General features: G+C 63.3%; 17 protein-coding genes. 7 read left to right on the top strand and 10 right to left on the bottom strand.

Annotation, left to right across the window (positions count from 1 at the left end; translation table 11 throughout):
* Positions 1 to 9: 9 nt before the first annotated feature.
* The 5 genes from M1E10_RS09255 to M1E10_RS09235 all read right to left on the bottom strand — a co-directional run bounded on the left by M1E10_RS09255 (position 10) and on the right by M1E10_RS09235 (position 3,964).
* Positions 10 to 768: a CpaD family pilus assembly protein gene (locus M1E10_RS09255; RefSeq protein WP_499176062.1), complete on the bottom strand. Its 759-nt coding sequence runs from the start codon at positions 766 to 768 to the stop codon at positions 10 to 12.
* Positions 765 to 2,174 (bottom strand): type II and III secretion system protein family protein, encoded by a 1,410-nt coding sequence (locus M1E10_RS09250; protein ID WP_499177132.1) that lies wholly within the window; start codon positions 2,172 to 2,174, stop codon positions 765 to 767. Before M1E10_RS09250 ends, M1E10_RS09255 begins: the two co-directional genes overlap by 4 nt.
* A gap of 93 nt (positions 2,175 to 2,267) precedes the next feature.
* Positions 2,268 to 3,068, bottom strand: a complete 801-nt coding sequence (cpaB, locus tag M1E10_RS09245) for a Flp pilus assembly protein CpaB (protein WP_499176061.1) — start codon at positions 3,066 to 3,068, stop codon at positions 2,268 to 2,270.
* A gap of 108 nt (positions 3,069 to 3,176) precedes the next feature.
* A complete protein-coding gene (locus tag M1E10_RS09240; protein ID WP_499177131.1) occupies positions 3,177 to 3,617 on the bottom strand; it encodes an A24 family peptidase in 441 nt (146 codons plus the stop codon).
* Between the two features lie 146 nt (positions 3,618 to 3,763).
* Positions 3,764 to 3,964 carry a Flp family type IVb pilin gene (locus M1E10_RS09235; protein ID WP_499176060.1) on the bottom strand — a complete coding sequence of 67 codons (201 nt, stop codon included), beginning with the start codon at positions 3,962 to 3,964 and terminating at the stop codon, positions 3,764 to 3,766.
* 346 nt (positions 3,965 to 4,310) lie between these two features.
* Here M1E10_RS09235 and M1E10_RS09230 point away from each other — a divergent pair, with 346 nt between their 5' ends.
* The 7 genes from M1E10_RS09230 to M1E10_RS09200 all read left to right on the top strand — a co-directional run bounded on the left by M1E10_RS09230 (position 4,311) and on the right by M1E10_RS09200 (position 9,704).
* Entirely contained in the window at positions 4,311 to 4,736 is a 426-nt protein-coding gene (locus tag M1E10_RS09230) for a type II and III secretion system protein family protein (protein WP_499176059.1), read from the top strand.
* Positions 4,737 to 4,842: 106 nt separating this feature from the next.
* On the top strand, positions 4,843 to 5,442 hold the full coding sequence (locus tag M1E10_RS09225) for a TadE/TadG family type IV pilus assembly protein (RefSeq protein ID WP_499176058.1): 600 nt from the start codon (positions 4,843 to 4,845) through the stop codon (positions 5,440 to 5,442).
* Complete coding sequence (locus tag M1E10_RS09220) at positions 5,442 to 6,029, top strand: TadE/TadG family type IV pilus assembly protein (RefSeq protein ID WP_499176057.1); 588 nt, start codon at positions 5,442 to 5,444, stop codon at positions 6,027 to 6,029. Before M1E10_RS09225 ends, M1E10_RS09220 begins: the two co-directional genes overlap by 1 nt.
* Positions 6,030 to 6,132: 103 nt before the next feature.
* The gene (locus M1E10_RS09215; RefSeq protein WP_499176056.1) at positions 6,133 to 7,353 is read left to right on the top strand and encodes a phosphopentomutase; all 1,221 of its coding nucleotides are present in this window, start codon (positions 6,133 to 6,135) and stop codon (positions 7,351 to 7,353) included.
* Positions 7,350 to 8,360: an adenosine deaminase family protein gene (locus M1E10_RS09210; protein ID WP_499176055.1), complete on the top strand. Its 1,011-nt coding sequence runs from the start codon at positions 7,350 to 7,352 to the stop codon at positions 8,358 to 8,360. The genes M1E10_RS09215 and M1E10_RS09210 overlap by 4 nt, the downstream gene beginning before the upstream one ends.
* A 69-nt stretch (positions 8,361 to 8,429) precedes the next feature.
* Positions 8,430 to 9,059 carry a uracil phosphoribosyltransferase gene (gene upp / locus M1E10_RS09205; protein ID WP_499176054.1) on the top strand — a complete coding sequence of 210 codons (630 nt, stop codon included), beginning with the start codon at positions 8,430 to 8,432 and terminating at the stop codon, positions 9,057 to 9,059.
* A 123-nt stretch (positions 9,060 to 9,182) separates the two neighbouring features.
* Positions 9,183 to 9,704, top strand: a complete 522-nt coding sequence (locus M1E10_RS09200) for a retropepsin-like aspartic protease family protein (protein WP_499176053.1) — start codon at positions 9,183 to 9,185, stop codon at positions 9,702 to 9,704.
* Here M1E10_RS09200 and deoA read toward each other — a convergent pair whose 3' ends face one another.
* From deoA to M1E10_RS09175, 5 genes are all read right to left on the bottom strand, one after another.
* Positions 9,705 to 11,015 carry a thymidine/pyrimidine-nucleoside phosphorylase gene (deoA, locus tag M1E10_RS09195; protein ID WP_499176051.1) on the bottom strand — a complete coding sequence of 437 codons (1,311 nt, stop codon included), beginning with the start codon at positions 11,013 to 11,015 and terminating at the stop codon, positions 9,705 to 9,707.
* Positions 11,016 to 11,022: 7 nt separating this feature from the next.
* Positions 11,023 to 11,793 carry a 2-deoxyribose-5-phosphate aldolase gene (deoC, locus tag M1E10_RS09190; RefSeq protein WP_499176050.1) on the bottom strand — a complete coding sequence of 257 codons (771 nt, stop codon included), beginning with the start codon at positions 11,791 to 11,793 and terminating at the stop codon, positions 11,023 to 11,025.
* 66 nt (positions 11,794 to 11,859) lie between these two features.
* Entirely contained in the window at positions 11,860 to 12,681 is an 822-nt protein-coding gene (locus tag M1E10_RS09185) for a purine-nucleoside phosphorylase (RefSeq protein WP_499176049.1), read from the bottom strand.
* Complete coding sequence (locus M1E10_RS09180; protein ID WP_499176048.1) at positions 12,678 to 13,070, bottom strand: cytidine deaminase; 393 nt, start codon at positions 13,068 to 13,070, stop codon at positions 12,678 to 12,680. Before M1E10_RS09180 ends, M1E10_RS09185 begins: the two co-directional genes overlap by 4 nt.
* 3 nt (positions 13,071 to 13,073) lie before the next feature.
* Positions 13,074 to 14,045 carry an ABC transporter permease gene (locus M1E10_RS09175; protein ID WP_037168658.1) on the bottom strand — a complete coding sequence of 324 codons (972 nt, stop codon included), beginning with the start codon at positions 14,043 to 14,045 and terminating at the stop codon, positions 13,074 to 13,076.
* Positions 14,046 to 14,048: the final 3 nt, after the last annotated feature.

Genomic DNA, 14,048 nt, shown 5'->3' with positions numbered 1-14,048 from the left:
CAATTTTCATCATGGCGTGTCCCTGAGTACTGTCGCGGCGCTGCGGTAGCGATCAATGCCCGTCGCACGCTGCTGCACGTCTGCTGGCGTCATCTGCCGCGGACCGAGAAGATCGTTCGGGTTGGCGATCTGGGCGGCCAGATTGCTCTGACTGGCGCAGCCGAAATTGTAGTAGTTCTTGTTCTCGACGGTGTTCAGGGCGATGTCCGCCGGCCATTCGCCGCAGGGCCCGGCCTGTGCGGTGATGGCGACATAAGCCAGCCGGATCGGTGCCGCCTGCCCGTAGTCTGTCGCGGGATAACTGCTCTGGAGGATGTGGTTCTTCTGGACCCCCATACGCACCAGCAGGCTCCGCGTATCGCTGGCTGCCGCCGCGGCCGCGCCGGAATTGACGGCCCCCTGCGGGATGATGATCCGGATGATGCCCTTGGAGGTGCGCTTGTATTCGGCCGCGAAGCCGGCGATCACCTCGCTCTGGCCGCGCGTCAGCCCCTGATCGCCGGTGGCGATGGGGATATCGATCGTCTTTTCGGACTCACCGATAACGATCGGGTGGCGGGTGCGGTAATCGTCCGGCAGAGATCCGGTCGTCGTCCCGTCACGGTTGGCGCAGCTGCCGAGCAGCGTTGCAATCCCGAGAAAGACGGCGGTGGCGGAGATGCGCCCCGCACGATTGATCCGCGACGCCTGGGGCGGGGTTTCGGCAATTCCGCGGTGTTGAGGCGCAGCGTTGCGGGGCACCAAAATGTTCGGCTTCGCGCTGGTCATTTGTAGATAAATCCGACGTTGCCTTCATAGGGAAGGGCAGGAGCTGGCGCGTCCTTGCGTCCGTAGATGCGGTTCACGTGCCCGAGAAAGACGCTTGCCACGTCGCTTGCCGGGTTGAAGTTGTCGTCCGGCCGCGACAGCTCGTTGCGGGCGACCGGGCGCACCAGATAGGGCGTGGCGATGATGACGAGCTCCGTCTCCGTCCGCTCGAACGTCTTCCCGCGGAACAGGGCGCCGAACAGCGGCAGCTTGGAGGCGCCCGGGGTTCCCGACATCTCTTGCTGAACGTCGTCCCGGATGAGCCCGGCAAGGGCCATCGATCCACCTGATGGCAATTCCAGAACCGTCTCGGCATCGCGGGTGCGAAACTCGGGACCGCTGCTGTTGGTGACCGGCTCCGAGACACTGGTCTTGATGCGCAGGCTGATGCGGCCGGACGACAAGACGGTCGGCGTAAAGGCAAGCGAGATGCCGTAGTCGTAGGAGGTGATGACAGTATCGCCGTCTGAATTGGTGGTGGAGTAAAGGCGCTCGCCGCCGGAGTTGAAGGTGGCGGACTGGCCCGAAATCGCCGTCAGAGTCGGCTCTGCCAGCGTTCGAATGGCCTTGGCCTGCTCCAATGCGCTCAAGGCCGTTTCGATGCCCGTGCGACCGATCGTTCCGGCGATATTGCCCGTGAGGCCGGAGGCGCCGGCGCCGATCGTCAAGACATCGAGGCCTGACGACGTTCCCGACGGCTGACGGCTGAAGGAGTTGTCGAAGCCGAGCTGCTTGAGCACCTCGCGGCGGATCTCGGCGACGGTGACCTTAAGGGTCACCTGATCCTCGCCCTCGATGGTCAACAAATTGACGACCTGCGACTGCTGGCGGTCTTCTGCATAGAGGGCGACGGCGCCATCGCCGCTGCCCTGGCTGGTTGCCACCTGGCCGCGCGTCGTCGCCTCGCCACCGGTCAGGAAGATGGTTGCCAGCTTGGTTGCCTGTGCCGCGTCCTGGGGCGTCCGAACCGTGCCGCTCAATACGATGTTGTCGGAAATGATCTCGACCTTGATGGCGGAGTCCGGCAAGAAGCGGCGAAGGTTCTGCTCAAGTCCGGAAATATCGCGTTCGATCTCGATGTCGAGGGCGACGATCTCCTCGCCGTTGCGGCCGAAAATGAAGATGTTCGTCTGGCCGACCGTCTTGCCGAACAGATAGATCCGCCGCGAGGTGCGGGTGACGGCATCGGCCATGGAGGGATCTGCAACAAGAATGTCGTGCGCGTCGGCGGGAAGATCAACCACCAGCGCCTTGTTGAGGCCGAGCTTCAGACGCTTGCGCACACCCCTGCCCGCGTCGTTGATACGGACGATGCTGTTTTCCTGCGCGACGGCCTGCGGGAAGGCAGTGCCTCCCTGCAGCAGCACATGCGGCTGGCCAGCAAGGGCGAGGCAGAATGCAACACCGGCCGCCACGGAGCTTCTTGCTTTGCGTCTGAATTGGCTCACGTTTGCACTCCGTTACTGCGGCTGTATCTGCGTCTGCGGGGCGGTCACGATGGCCCCCGACTTGATGACCTGAATTTCCGCCTTGGTGCCGCCGTTCAGCAGATAGTCGGCCGCCACCGTGTCAGCCTCCTGCGCGTCGGCCACCGACCGGAGGGCAAGCGTCAGACGATCGGCCATCTGCTGTGCGACGGCCATGACCTGGGCCTGATCCGGCGTCAGTTCCAGCGTTGCCGTTGTGCCGACGACAGCCTTGGAGCCATCCGGGCTTTCCTGGATCTGCTGGTCGATCGCCAGCACCCGGACGTTTGACAGGACGTTTTCGGTCAGGAAACGCTCGTCCTTGTTACGCACCATGATGACGTCGACACGGTCATTGGGCAGCACGAAGCCGCCGGCACCGGTGGCAACCGAGATCTCGATCGCGACTGCGCGTTTGCCCGCAGGCAGAAGGGAGGACATGATGCGGTCGGAGGAGTCGGCGATCTTCTCGCCGCGGATCGGCTCACCTTCGAACACCGGAAGCCGAACGACCATGCCGCTCAGCTCCGAGATCGCCTGCGGCTGTGCCGATTCGGTGATGAAGCCTTCAACGACGCCGCCTTCCGGCCAGGCCAGCCAACGCAGCGAGTCTTCGCCCAATCGCGTTCCCACGGGGAGATTCGCGGCGGAGACCAGCACATTGATGGAAGGCTGCTTGATGACCGCTTCGGCGATCTGCGGCGCGCTCGTGCCAGAAAGACGCATCGCGAGCAGACCAGCAAGGCCTGCGGCGACGACGGCCACGGCTAGAATGAGGATGCGAGCGGGCTTCATGACCATTCCCTGGAGATTCACTACCCGGGAAGAATGGTCGCCAATCGTGTAATTAAGGTTAATTTTCCCATTACACAGGTGGTAAATGAGAAGTTTAGAGCCTTGGGCTTAGCCGAGCATCTTGATGGCGGCCAGGGCGATCGGCGAGTCCCAGAAGGTCATGATGCCGGCGATCCCGATGGCCACGCCATATGGGATCTTCTTCGTAGTCAGGATCTGCGCCGGGACTACCGTCTCGATGACGGCGAAGCGGTTGGCCTGCGCGCGCAGCAGCAGGACGAGAAGCGTGACAATGCCGCCCCAGAGAGCAGTCGCCACGATGAAGGCGCCAAGTGCGGGACTGAACCCGAACCAGACAGCGGAAGACGCCAACAGCTTGACGTCGCCGCCACCCATGATGTTGAGGGCGAAGAAGCCGAAACAGACAACCAGCACAATAGCGCCGGCCGCCGCGCTCATGCTGATTTCCGCCCATGGGAGGCCGGAAACCGGAGCCAGGACGGCGAATGACGCGAGAAGAAAGATCGATACCCGATTGGGAATCGTCATTGTGAAGAGATCACTGATGGCCGCAATGAACAGGCACACCGGAGCAATCATCAGTATTGCTGCGCCTATTGCGGGCATAATAGGACCTCTTCCTCTTTGGTAAAGCGATGGGGGCGAGAGCCAGAAGCAACTCTCCCCCGGCGCGTTTACTTGCAGCCTGCGGTCGTGGCGCCGGTCTGGCAAGATGTCATCTTCGTGCCGATAGCGCTGAAAGTGCTGTTCAGCGAATTACCGAGCGTCGAGGCGCCAGCGATGAGAGCGACGGAAATGAGGGCGGCGATCAGGCCGTATTCGATCGCAGTCGCACCGGACTCATCCCTGATAAAGCGAGCAAAAAACTTCGACATGCAATTTCTCCTGAAGCACAGTTGGATTGGACAGCATTCCCGACAACTTTTTCGCCGTTGTTCGGATGGCAAAACCCTACCGGCGGACGATTGCCATCCGCTTAAAGGACATCGTTAACGAGCTGTGAATGTGCAACAGCCAGGGTCCATGTCTTCATCGGTTGCCATCCCATTGATAAGAAAAGGCAAATATTGGGGCGTGAAGACGATATCGCGAGCACTTCACAGGATGCCGAAATCGTCCGGCAGTACAAGAGACCGATTTTGGGGACGGGCTTAAGCCTTCGTTCACCATTTTCCGGGAAGGATTGCCGAAGCATAGTCTCGAGTTGAAGGCCCAGCCGGCATGACACCACGCCCGATCATCTGCCTTTCGCTTGCTCTGGGCATCGCTCTTGGCGGGGCCATTGCAACGCATGCCCAGGATCAGGTGCAGCAAGGTGATGTGTTGCGGGTGTTCATGAACCATGCGCGGGTGCTGCGGCTCGACCGGCCCGTGAGCAAGGTGATCGTCGGCAATTCCAGTGTAGCCGACGCGACGGTCGCCGACCCCACCACCATCGTCGTCACCGGCCGCAGCTTCGGGACCACCAATCTCGTGCTGCTCGACAGCGACGGCAATGCGATTGCCGACGAACGCATCCTCGTGACTATCGACGAAAGCAATACGCTCCGGGTCTATCGTCAGAACGACCGGGTGATCCTTTCCTGTACTCCCAATTGCGAACAGCATTCGGACATCGCCGGCGCTGCCGCCGCCGCTATCCCCTGATGCCTTCGATCCTGGCGGCATTGGCTCAAATAGCACAGCCTGCGGCAACGGAATCCTAACAAAGCCGCCCTAGCATTCGCCTGCCTCCCTCGATTGGATACGGTTGATGCCCCAAACTCGCGACAGATCCAGTGAACCGGCCGATCCGCAGAGGACGCTCTCCTCTGCCAGGCGGCTGTTGCGCTCGCGCGATGGTGCGGCTGCGATCGAGTTCGCGCTGCTGGCCATCCCCTATTTCCTGATCGTCTTTGCAATCATCGAGACCTTCGTGGCCTATACGGGGGAGCAACTGATCGGGAACGCCGTCGATACGATGGCACGGCAGATGCGCACGGGCGAGATCAAGAACGACACCAAGGAAAGCGACTTCCGTGCGAAATTCTGTGAGGAGATCTCGATCCTCATCCACTGCAACGGAGGAGACAGTAACCGGCTGATCCTCGATGTCCGCAGTTTCTCCACCTACGCGGACATACCGACGGCCATTCCGCGCGTGGGTGGCGCGTCCTTCGGGGCACTGGCTGCCACCAATGCCTATCAGCCTGGCGGCTCCGGGACGATCAACATGCTGCGGGCCTATTATCGCTGGGAGATCATCACCGATCTGGTCCGGCCGTATATCTCCAACATCCGGCCTGCCGATGGCTCCTTGCCCAAGGAGTTCCTGATCGTCGCCACCGCCACTTACAAGAACGAGGACTATTGATGACGGACGAGAGGATGCAGCACGGCCGCGGCCTGTTGATGCAGATTCGCCGCCTTTGGTCCGACAGACGCGGCGTGGGAGCCGTGGAGTTCGCGCTGATCGCACCGCTGCTGCTGATGATCTACATCACGGTCTTCGAACTCACGATCGGGCTGAGCATCTCCAAGCGAGTGACGCGTGCCGCCGGGACAATTGCCGATCTCGTGACGCAGCAACAGGAGTCCGTCAGCGACTCTTTCCTCAACAGCATGAAGCATGTGGCGCAGAGCATCTTCGTTCCCTACGGCGGCACCACGACCCTTATCAAGATCACCGGGATTGCCCTTGATGCCGCAGCCAACCCGAAAGTCGCCTGGTCATGGGATGAATCCGGCGGCAAGCCCCACACAACCGGCACTACGATCACCATTCCCCAGAAGATGAAGGTTGCAAACACATTCATCGTGCATGCGGAAGTTTCGGTTCCGCATCAACTGCTGATGTTCATGCCGGGGCTCATTCCGAGCGAGATGCGTAGCATCACGATCAGTCGGGACTACTATTACCGCTCCCGATCCGGCAAGGCCATTACCTGCACCGACTGTTGAGACGCAGGTCTCTCTGCCCTTTGCTAAAATTCGACTGACGCTATATGAACCTGAACGCCAGCCCTCACGGCTGCTGCGACATCTTCAGTCATTCGGGTGATACATGGCGAGAGCCTTCCTGTTCGTTCTCGATTCCTTCGGCGTCGGTGGTGCCCGCGACGCGGACGCCTATGATGACCTGGGTTCGGACACACTCGGCCATATCGCGGAGTTCTGTGCCGCCGGCATCGCCGACCGCGCCGGACTGCGGGAGGGCCCGCTGATGCTTCCCAACATGTCCTCCCTCGGCCTTCTGGAAATTGCAAAACTCGCCAGCGGCGACTACCCGGCCGGCATGCATCGGCCGGAGCGGATCTTCGGGCTGCACGGCGCCGCCAACGAAGTCTCGCGCGGCAAGGATACCCCGTCCGGCCACTGGGAAATCGCCGGAACCCCGGTGATGTTCGACTGGGGCTATTTTCCAAACAAGACGGACGCCTTCCCGCCGGAGCTGGTGGAAGCGATCTGCAGCGCGGGGGATGTGCCCGGCATCCTCGGCAACTGTCACGCCTCCGGAACCGATATCATCGCGCAGCTGGGGGAAGAGCACATCCGGACGGGCAAGCCGATCTGCTACACATCCAGCGATTCCGTCCTGCAGGTCGCCGCCCATGAGGTCCACTTTGGCCTGGAGCGCCTGCTCGACCTCTGCCAGACTGTGCGGCGGCTGGTCGATCCGCTCAACATCGGCCGGGTGATCGCCCGACCTTTCATCGGCGAGACGGCGGTCCAGTTCGAGCGGACCGGCAATCGCCGCGATTTCTCCATTCCTCCGCCGGAGCCGACGCTCCTGAACCGCGCGGTGGATGCCGGGCGCACCGTGCATGCCATCGGCAAGATCGGCGACATCTTTGCCCATCAGGGCATCTCCCGTATCCTCAAGGCGAACGGCAATGCCGCGCTGATGGCCGCCACGCTGGAGGCGATGGATGTTGCCGCGGACGGCGATCTCGTGTTCACCAACTTCGTTGACTTCGACCAGCTCTACGGTCATCGCCGCGACGTGCCGGGCTATGCCGCAGCACTCGAGGCCTTCGACCTCATGCTGCCCGAAATTCACCGGCGGCTGAGCCCGGGTGACGTTGTCATCCTGACCGCCGACCATGGCTGCGACCCCACGTGGCGGGGGACGGATCACACCCGGGAGCGGGTCCCGATCATGGCCTTCGGGCCCGGCATCCGCTCCCGCGACATCGGGTTGCGGCCCACCTTTGCCGATATCGGCGAGACCGTGGCAGCGCATCTCTCGCTTCCTGCCGGCTCGCATGGATGGAGTTTTCTGTGACGACGCATGTGCTGAAAGCCGAGATCCATTGCCACATCGAGGGGGCAGCACCACCTGCCCTGGCGCTGCAGCAGGCGCAGAAATACGGCGTGGACGCCAGCACGTTCCTCTCCGACGGCAGCTACATCTGGCGCGATTTCTCCGAATTCCTGGTCTGCTACGACCGGGTGGCCGCGCTGTTTAAAACGGACGCCGACTATGCGCTGCTGACGGAGACCTATCTCACGGAGCTTGCGGCGACGAACACGATCTACAGCGAGATCATCGTGTCACCGGACCATGGCGACCGGATCGGGCTCGGCGCCGACGCCTATCTCTCCGGAATTTCCGAGGGTATCCGCGCTGCCCGGGAGAAGACCTCGATCGAAGCACGCATCATCGTCACCGGCGAGCGGCATTTCGGTCCGGACAGCGTGATTGCGGCAGCCGAATATGCCGCGCGCAGCAGCAATCCGCTGGTGACCGGCTTCAACATGGCGGGCGAAGAGCGGATGGGGCGTGTCGCCGACTACGCCCGGGCCTTCGATATCGCCCGCGACGCTGGCCTCGGGTTGACGATCCATGCCGGTGAGGTCTGCGGCCCGTTCAGCGTGACGGATGCACTGGACCTCGTGCGCCCGTCGCGGATCGGACATGGCGTGCGGGCCATCGAGGACATGGAGCTCGTGGCCCGGCTTGCGGACCTTGGGACGGTCCTGGAGGTCTGCCCCGGCTCCAACGTCGCGCTGCAGGTCTATCCGGATTTCCAGCATCACCCGCTGCGCCAGCTGAAGGAGGCGGGCGTCCGCGTCTGCCTCAACTCCGACGATCCGCCGTTCTTCCACACCTCGCTGGAGCGCGAGTACCGGGTCGCTACCGAGGTGATGGGGTTCTCGGAGGCTGAGATCAACGGCATGACGCGCACCGCGATTGAGGCGGCCTTCGTCGACGAAGATACCCGCAGCCGCCTGCTGGCGCGGCTGGACGCCAGTTCCACCGTCTCCACGGCCGATGTAAACCGCGCCTGAGGGCTTGCGGTTTGCCGCCGTTCGATGAAGAAGAGAAGAAATGAACGAACAGGGGAAGGCAGGTTTCCGATGGACGGCGTGACAGTCATCAATCATCCGCTGGTGCAGCACAAGCTGACGATCATGCGCAAGAAGGAAACGTCGACGGCGGGCTTCCGGCGCCTGCTGCGGGAGATTTCCACCCTGCTCTGCTACGAGGTCACCCGCGATCTCGAGATGACGATGGAGACCATCGAAACGCCGATGCAGCAGATGGAATCGCCAGTGCTGGAAGGAAAGAAGCTGGTCTTCGCCTCCATTCTGCGCGCCGGGAATGGACTGCTCGAAGGCATGCTCGAGCTCGTGCCGTCGGCGCGCGTCTCGCATATCGGCGTCTACCGCGACCACGAGACACTGCAGCCGGTCGAATACTACTTCAAGGCGCCCGAAGACATTGCCGAGCGGCTGATCATCGTCGTCGATCCGATGCTGGCAACCGGCAATTCCTCGATTGCCGCCATCGACAAGCTCAAGGAGCGCGGCGCCTATAATCTGCGCTTCCTGTGCCTCCTGGCAGCGCCGGAAGGCATCGAGAACTTTCAGAAGGCGCATCCGGACGTGCCGATCTTCACCGCTTCGATCGACAGCCATCTCAACGAGAAGGGCTACATCATGCCCGGCCTCGGCGATGCCGGCGACCGCATGTACGGCACCAAGTAGCAGGGTCTTCACCGCGCGTTAACGACAGGGCCGTTTAGAGGCCCTGATCGGCAATTACCGGGTCGGATTTTAGGACATCGTCGCTATGATCCCGGGCTGTCCAGCGAAACCCGGAACCATTCGATGTTGATGCGCAGCCTCGTCATTGCCGGTCTCGCCGTCGTCGCCTCGCAGGTGCCCGCTCTTTTCGGCCTTACGGATCTGTCCCCGACCGAGGCCGAGCTTGCACCCGCACCAACAGCAGTCCGCGTCGACGCCACGGCCACGGCCATACCTGGCACCGCGACACTTCGTGCCGGCGTCAACGGACATTTCAACGGCAGCTTCCGGCTGAACGGCAAGCCCGTCGACGGCATGGTGGATACCGGCGCCTCGACGGTGGCGATCAACGAGAGCACCGCACGGCGGCTTGGCTTCACCGCCAATCAGCTCGACTTCCGGCATTCGGTCAGAACCGCGAACGGGCAAACCGAGGCGGCGCATGTGGTGCTGTCCAGCGTCGAGGTCGGCAGCGTGCGCATTCGCAACGTCGATGCGCTGGTGCTGCGGGATGCGGCACTTTCATCGACGCTGGTCGGTATGAGTTTCCTCAACAAGCTCGGGACCTACAAGGTCGATGCCGGGAGCCTGTACCTGACGCAGTGATCAGCTAACGCGCTTGATCACCACGGGAGCAGCTTGCGGAGCTTTGTCGGCGAGGGTGAAGCAACGCTGCACCACATCCGCCATTCTCCCGCCCTGCTCGCGATCCGCGGCATGCACGAAGGCGATGGGATTGCCCTTTGACACTTGGGTGCCGAGCGGCAGGATGTCGGCCACGCCAACCGCGTGATCGATGTCGTCCTCTGGCCGCTTGCGCCCGCCGCCGAGCTCGATCACGGCCAGGCCGAGGTCGCGGGTGGCGCAGGCCGATAGCCAGCCGCTCTCCTGCGCCAGTACCGGAACAACCACTGCCGCTTGCGCGAGATATTGGCCCGGCCGTTCCACGAGATCCGCAGGGCCGCCAAGCAAATGGACCATGCGGGAGAAGACGTCGAGCGCCTCGCCGCCGTCGAGCGCCCGGGCCGCCTGCCGCTGGGCCGCCTCGAGTGTCTCTGTAACGCCGGCCTGAACCAGCATTTCCGCCGCGAGCACCAGCACCAGTTCATGGGCGCGGGTGCCGTTCTTGCGGCCGGACAGGACATCGAGGGCGTGGCGAACCTCCAGCGCATTGCCGGCGGCATCCGCCAGCGGCTGGTTCATATCGGTCAGCAGTGCGGTGGTGCGGGTGCCGGCCCCGTTCGCCACCTCGACGAGGGAGCGGGCCAGAGCTTCCGCCTCCTCGAGGCTTTCCATGAAGGCGCCATTGCCGACCTTGACGTCAAGAACCAGCGTTTCGAGGCCTGCGGCAAGCTTCTTCGACAGGATGGAGGCCGTGATCAGCGGTACGGATTCGACGGTGGCGGTCACGTCCCGGATGGCATAGAGCCGCCGGTCCGCCGGCGCCAGATCGCCCGTCTGGCCGACGATGGCGCAGCCCGCCTGCGACACCACCCGCTGCAGCAGAGCAGGGTCCGGCGCGACCTTGTAGCCGGGGATGGACTGCAGCTTGTCCAGTGTACCGCCGGTATGGCCGAGGCCGCGGCCCGAAATCATCGGCACCGCCAGTCCGCAGGCGGCGACGAGCGGCGCGAGCACCAGCGAGACATTGTCACCGACGCCGCCGGTGGAATGCTTGTCGGCGACAGGCCGGCCGATGTCCGACCATGTCATGACGTCGCCGCTGTCGCGCATCGCAAGCGTCAGGGCAACAGTTTCATCGCGCGACATGCCGCGGAAGAAGACGGCCATGGCAAAGGCCGCAGCCTGACCTTCGGTGACGTCCCCCCGGGTCAAGCCTTCGATGAAGACGGTAATCTCCTCGCCGGAGAGGGTCTGGCCATCCCGTTTGCGCCTGATGATCTCCTGCGGAATCATGATCGGCTCAGTAGCCCGATGCGGCCAGCGACGACGGCTGGCCGCTCAGGACCGCCGTGATGTCGTCGAGCAGGCTCGAGGCGCCGAAGCGGAAGGTCGACGGCATCACCCAGTTCGGACCCATGATGGTTTCCGCCAGCCGCAGGTAGAGATCGGCATCGGCAACCGTGCCGATACCGCCGGCAGGCTTGAAGCCTATGCTCCTGCGCGAATCGCGGATTGTCCGCAGCATGATGTCGGCCGCCTCCAGCGTGGCGTTGACGGCGACCTTGCCCGTGGAGGTCTTGATGAAGTCGGCGCCCGCATCGATCGCAAGCTCGGACGCGCGACGGATCAGGCTGCTGTCCTTGAGTTCGCCGGCCTCGATGATCACCTTCAGGCAGGATTGTGGGCAGGCGTCCCGCACGGCCGTGACCATGTCCGTTACGGCTGATTCGTCACCGTTCAGGAATGCCTTGTAGGGGATCACCAGGTCGATCTCGTCCGCGCCGCCCGCGACTGCGCGTCGGGTCTCCTCGACCACGGTCGGAATCGGCAGGTCGCCAGACGGGAAGTTGACGACGGTTGCGATGCGCACACTGCTGCCTGCGCCGAGGATGCTGCGGGCCTGGGGGACGAAGCGCGGCCAGATGCAGATGGCGGCCGCCGATCCATGGGGCGTGCGGGCTCGGCGGCAAAGCACCTCGATGGCGGCTGCATCGCAATCGTCGCGCAGGTTGGTCAGGTCGAGCAGGGAAAGCGCAAGGCTTGCCGCCTCCCGCGGAGTGTTGATCTCCATGGCCTGGTAACTCCTCGTTCGATGACCTTATAGTCGGTCTTCAAATGAGCCGACGCAAGGCGCAAATCAAGACCGGGCGTCGCCGCCCGCCTGGGGGTGCTCCGACAGCATGTCGCGAAGAATGGCGGCCAGCCGCTTGCCGCCGACCGGTGCCATGTCCTTGGTTTCCTCGTGACTGAGCTCGCTGCCGGTCATTCCGGCCCCGTAGTTGGTGATCACGGAGGCCGCGGCGACACGCAAACCGTAGTAGCGGGCGAGGATGACTTCCGGAACAGTCGACATGCCGACGGCATCGGCGCCCAGGGTCCGCGCCATGCGGATTTCCGCAGGCGTTTCGAAACTCGGACCGGAAAACCACATGTAGACGCCGGAGAAGAGCGGAATGCCGCAGCGGATCGCGGCATTGCGCATGCCCACGGCCAGATCGGTGTCATAGGCAGCGGTCATGCCGACGAAGCGTCCGTCCCCTTCTTCGCCGATCAGCGGGTTCATGCCCGAATAGTTGATGTGATCGGTGATCTGCATCACCGAACCGGGCGGCATGTCCTGGCGCAGCGAGCCGGCGGCGTTGGTCAGGATCAGCGACTGGACACCGAGGCCCTTCAGCACCTCGATCGGGAAGCGCATCGCCCGGGCATCGCCCTTCTCGTAATAATGGGCGCGGCCGGACAGCATGATCACCGGTTCACGGCCGAGATGGCCGGCGACGAGTTCACCCGCGTGTCCGGTCACGCCACTCACCGGAAACCCTGGCAGATCGCTGTAGGGGATGCGGACTGGATCGGCGATTTCCTCCACCAGAGAGCCAAGCCCCGAGCCGAGGACGAGGGCCGATCGCGGCATCATTCCGTGCAGTCGATCGATGAGCAGGTCCGCGACATCCCTCATCGCAGCAGGTCCGTCTCGAATGCATAGGGCAGAAGCTCACCCATGGTGACCGTCTTCTGGACGCCCTGATCATTGCAAAGGTAGATCCGGGTCTCGGCCGAGGCAAACTCGGCGATCTTCTGGCGACAGCCGCCGCAGGGCGTGCAGAGCGGCAGTTTCTCGGCGATCACGGCGATCTCCTCGATGCGCCGCCCGCCGGCCATGATCATCGCGCTGATGGCGCTCGGCTCGGCGCACCAGCCCTGGGGAAAGGAGATGTTCTCGATATTGGCACCCACGTGGATCTTGCCGTCGTCGGCGCGGATTGCGGCTCCCACCGGAAACTTCGAGTAGGGAGCGTAGGATTTCGCCATGGCGGCGCGGGCCGCTTCGAAGAGGTCGTGCGACATGAATTATCGCTCCTTCACGTAGGGGGCGCCGCCGGCCTTGGGCGCGCGGGCGACGCCGATGAAACCGGCCAGCAGGATGCAGGTCAGGATATAGGGCAGCGCCTGGAAGATCTGGACTGGCACCTCGCCGATCAGCGGCACGGACTTGCCCTGCATGAAATTGGCAACCGCATCGAGGAAGCCGAACAGCAGGCAGGCGAACATGACCGGAACCGGCTTCCACTTGGCGAAGATCAGCGCTGCCAGCGCGATATAGCCCTTGCCGGCCGACATGTTGTTGATGAAGGCGGCCGACTGCGCGATCGCCAGATAGGTGCCGGAAAACCCGCAGAGGAACCCTGCGACGATGACCGCCCGGTAGCGCATCCAGGAAACAGAAATGCCGGCAGTGTCGACGGCACCCGGATTTTCGCCCACGGCCCGCAGCCTCAGTCCGAAGCGGGTGCGAAACAGCACCCACCATGCGATCGGCACCGCCACGAAAGCCATGTAGGTGAGGATGTTGTTGCCAGAGATGACGTTGGCGTAGAGCGGGCCCAGGATCGGCACCTCGCGCACCGCATCGGCGCCCGGCAGGATGATCGGGGAGAAGCGGGCGTCGCCCGGCAGTTGCGGCGTGCGCCCCCCCTGGCCAAACCACGCCTGGCCGAGGACGACCGTCAGGCCGATCGCAACGAAGTTGAGCGCAACGCCGGAGACGATCTGGTTGCCGCGGTTGGTGATGGAGGCAAAGCCATGCACCAGCGAAAACATGATGGAGACACCGATGCCGGCCAGCAGGCCAAGCCACGGAGACCCGGTCAGATAGGCCGCGACAGCAGAGGCGAAGGCTGCGGCCAGCATCTTGCCCTCCAGCCCGATGTCGAAGATCCCGGCGCGTTCGGAGAACAGTCCGGCGAGCGCCGTGAACAGCAGCGGGATCGACAGCCGCACGGTCGATCCGAGGATGCTGACGACGATATCGAAGAACTCCATCCG

It is taken from the genome of Rhizobium sp. PK7-22 (assembly GCF_056530405.1).
This window is presented reverse-complemented; position numbering and strand designations above follow the sequence as displayed.

Coding starts and splice junctions, on each gene's coding strand:
- deoC (WP_499176050.1), bottom strand. CDS start 11,793: ATGGAGATCAACACTCCGCGGGAGGCGGCAAGCCTTGCGCTTTCCCTG.
- M1E10_RS09225 (WP_499176058.1), top strand. CDS start 4,843: ATGCCCCAAACTCGCGACAGATCCAGTGAACCGGCCGATCCGCAGAGG.
- M1E10_RS09235 (WP_499176060.1), bottom strand. CDS start 3,964: ATGTCGAAGTTTTTTGCTCGCTTTATCAGGGATGAGTCCGGTGCGACT.
- M1E10_RS09175 (WP_037168658.1), bottom strand. CDS start 14,045: ATGGAGTTCTTCGATATCGTCGTCAGCATCCTCGGATCGACCGTGCGG.
- M1E10_RS09180 (WP_499176048.1), bottom strand. CDS start 13,070: ATGTCGCACGACCTCTTCGAAGCGGCCCGCGCCGCCATGGCGAAATCC.
- deoA (WP_499176051.1), bottom strand. CDS start 11,015: ATGATTCCGCAGGAGATCATCAGGCGCAAACGGGATGGCCAGACCCTC.
- M1E10_RS09215 (WP_499176056.1), top strand. CDS start 6,133: ATGGCGAGAGCCTTCCTGTTCGTTCTCGATTCCTTCGGCGTCGGTGGT.
- M1E10_RS09240 (WP_499177131.1), bottom strand. CDS start 3,617: ATGACGATTCCCAATCGGGTATCGATCTTTCTTCTCGCGTCATTCGCC.
- upp (WP_499176054.1), top strand. CDS start 8,430: ATGGACGGCGTGACAGTCATCAATCATCCGCTGGTGCAGCACAAGCTG.
- M1E10_RS09185 (WP_499176049.1), bottom strand. CDS start 12,681: ATGAGGGATGTCGCGGACCTGCTCATCGATCGACTGCACGGAATGATG.
- cpaB (WP_499176061.1), bottom strand. CDS start 3,068: ATGAAGCCCGCTCGCATCCTCATTCTAGCCGTGGCCGTCGTCGCCGCA.
- M1E10_RS09255 (WP_499176062.1), bottom strand. CDS start 768: ATGACCAGCGCGAAGCCGAACATTTTGGTGCCCCGCAACGCTGCGCCT.
- M1E10_RS09220 (WP_499176057.1), top strand. CDS start 5,442: ATGACGGACGAGAGGATGCAGCACGGCCGCGGCCTGTTGATGCAGATT.
- M1E10_RS09200 (WP_499176053.1), top strand. CDS start 9,183: ATGTTGATGCGCAGCCTCGTCATTGCCGGTCTCGCCGTCGTCGCCTCG.
- M1E10_RS09230 (WP_499176059.1), top strand. CDS start 4,311: ATGACACCACGCCCGATCATCTGCCTTTCGCTTGCTCTGGGCATCGCT.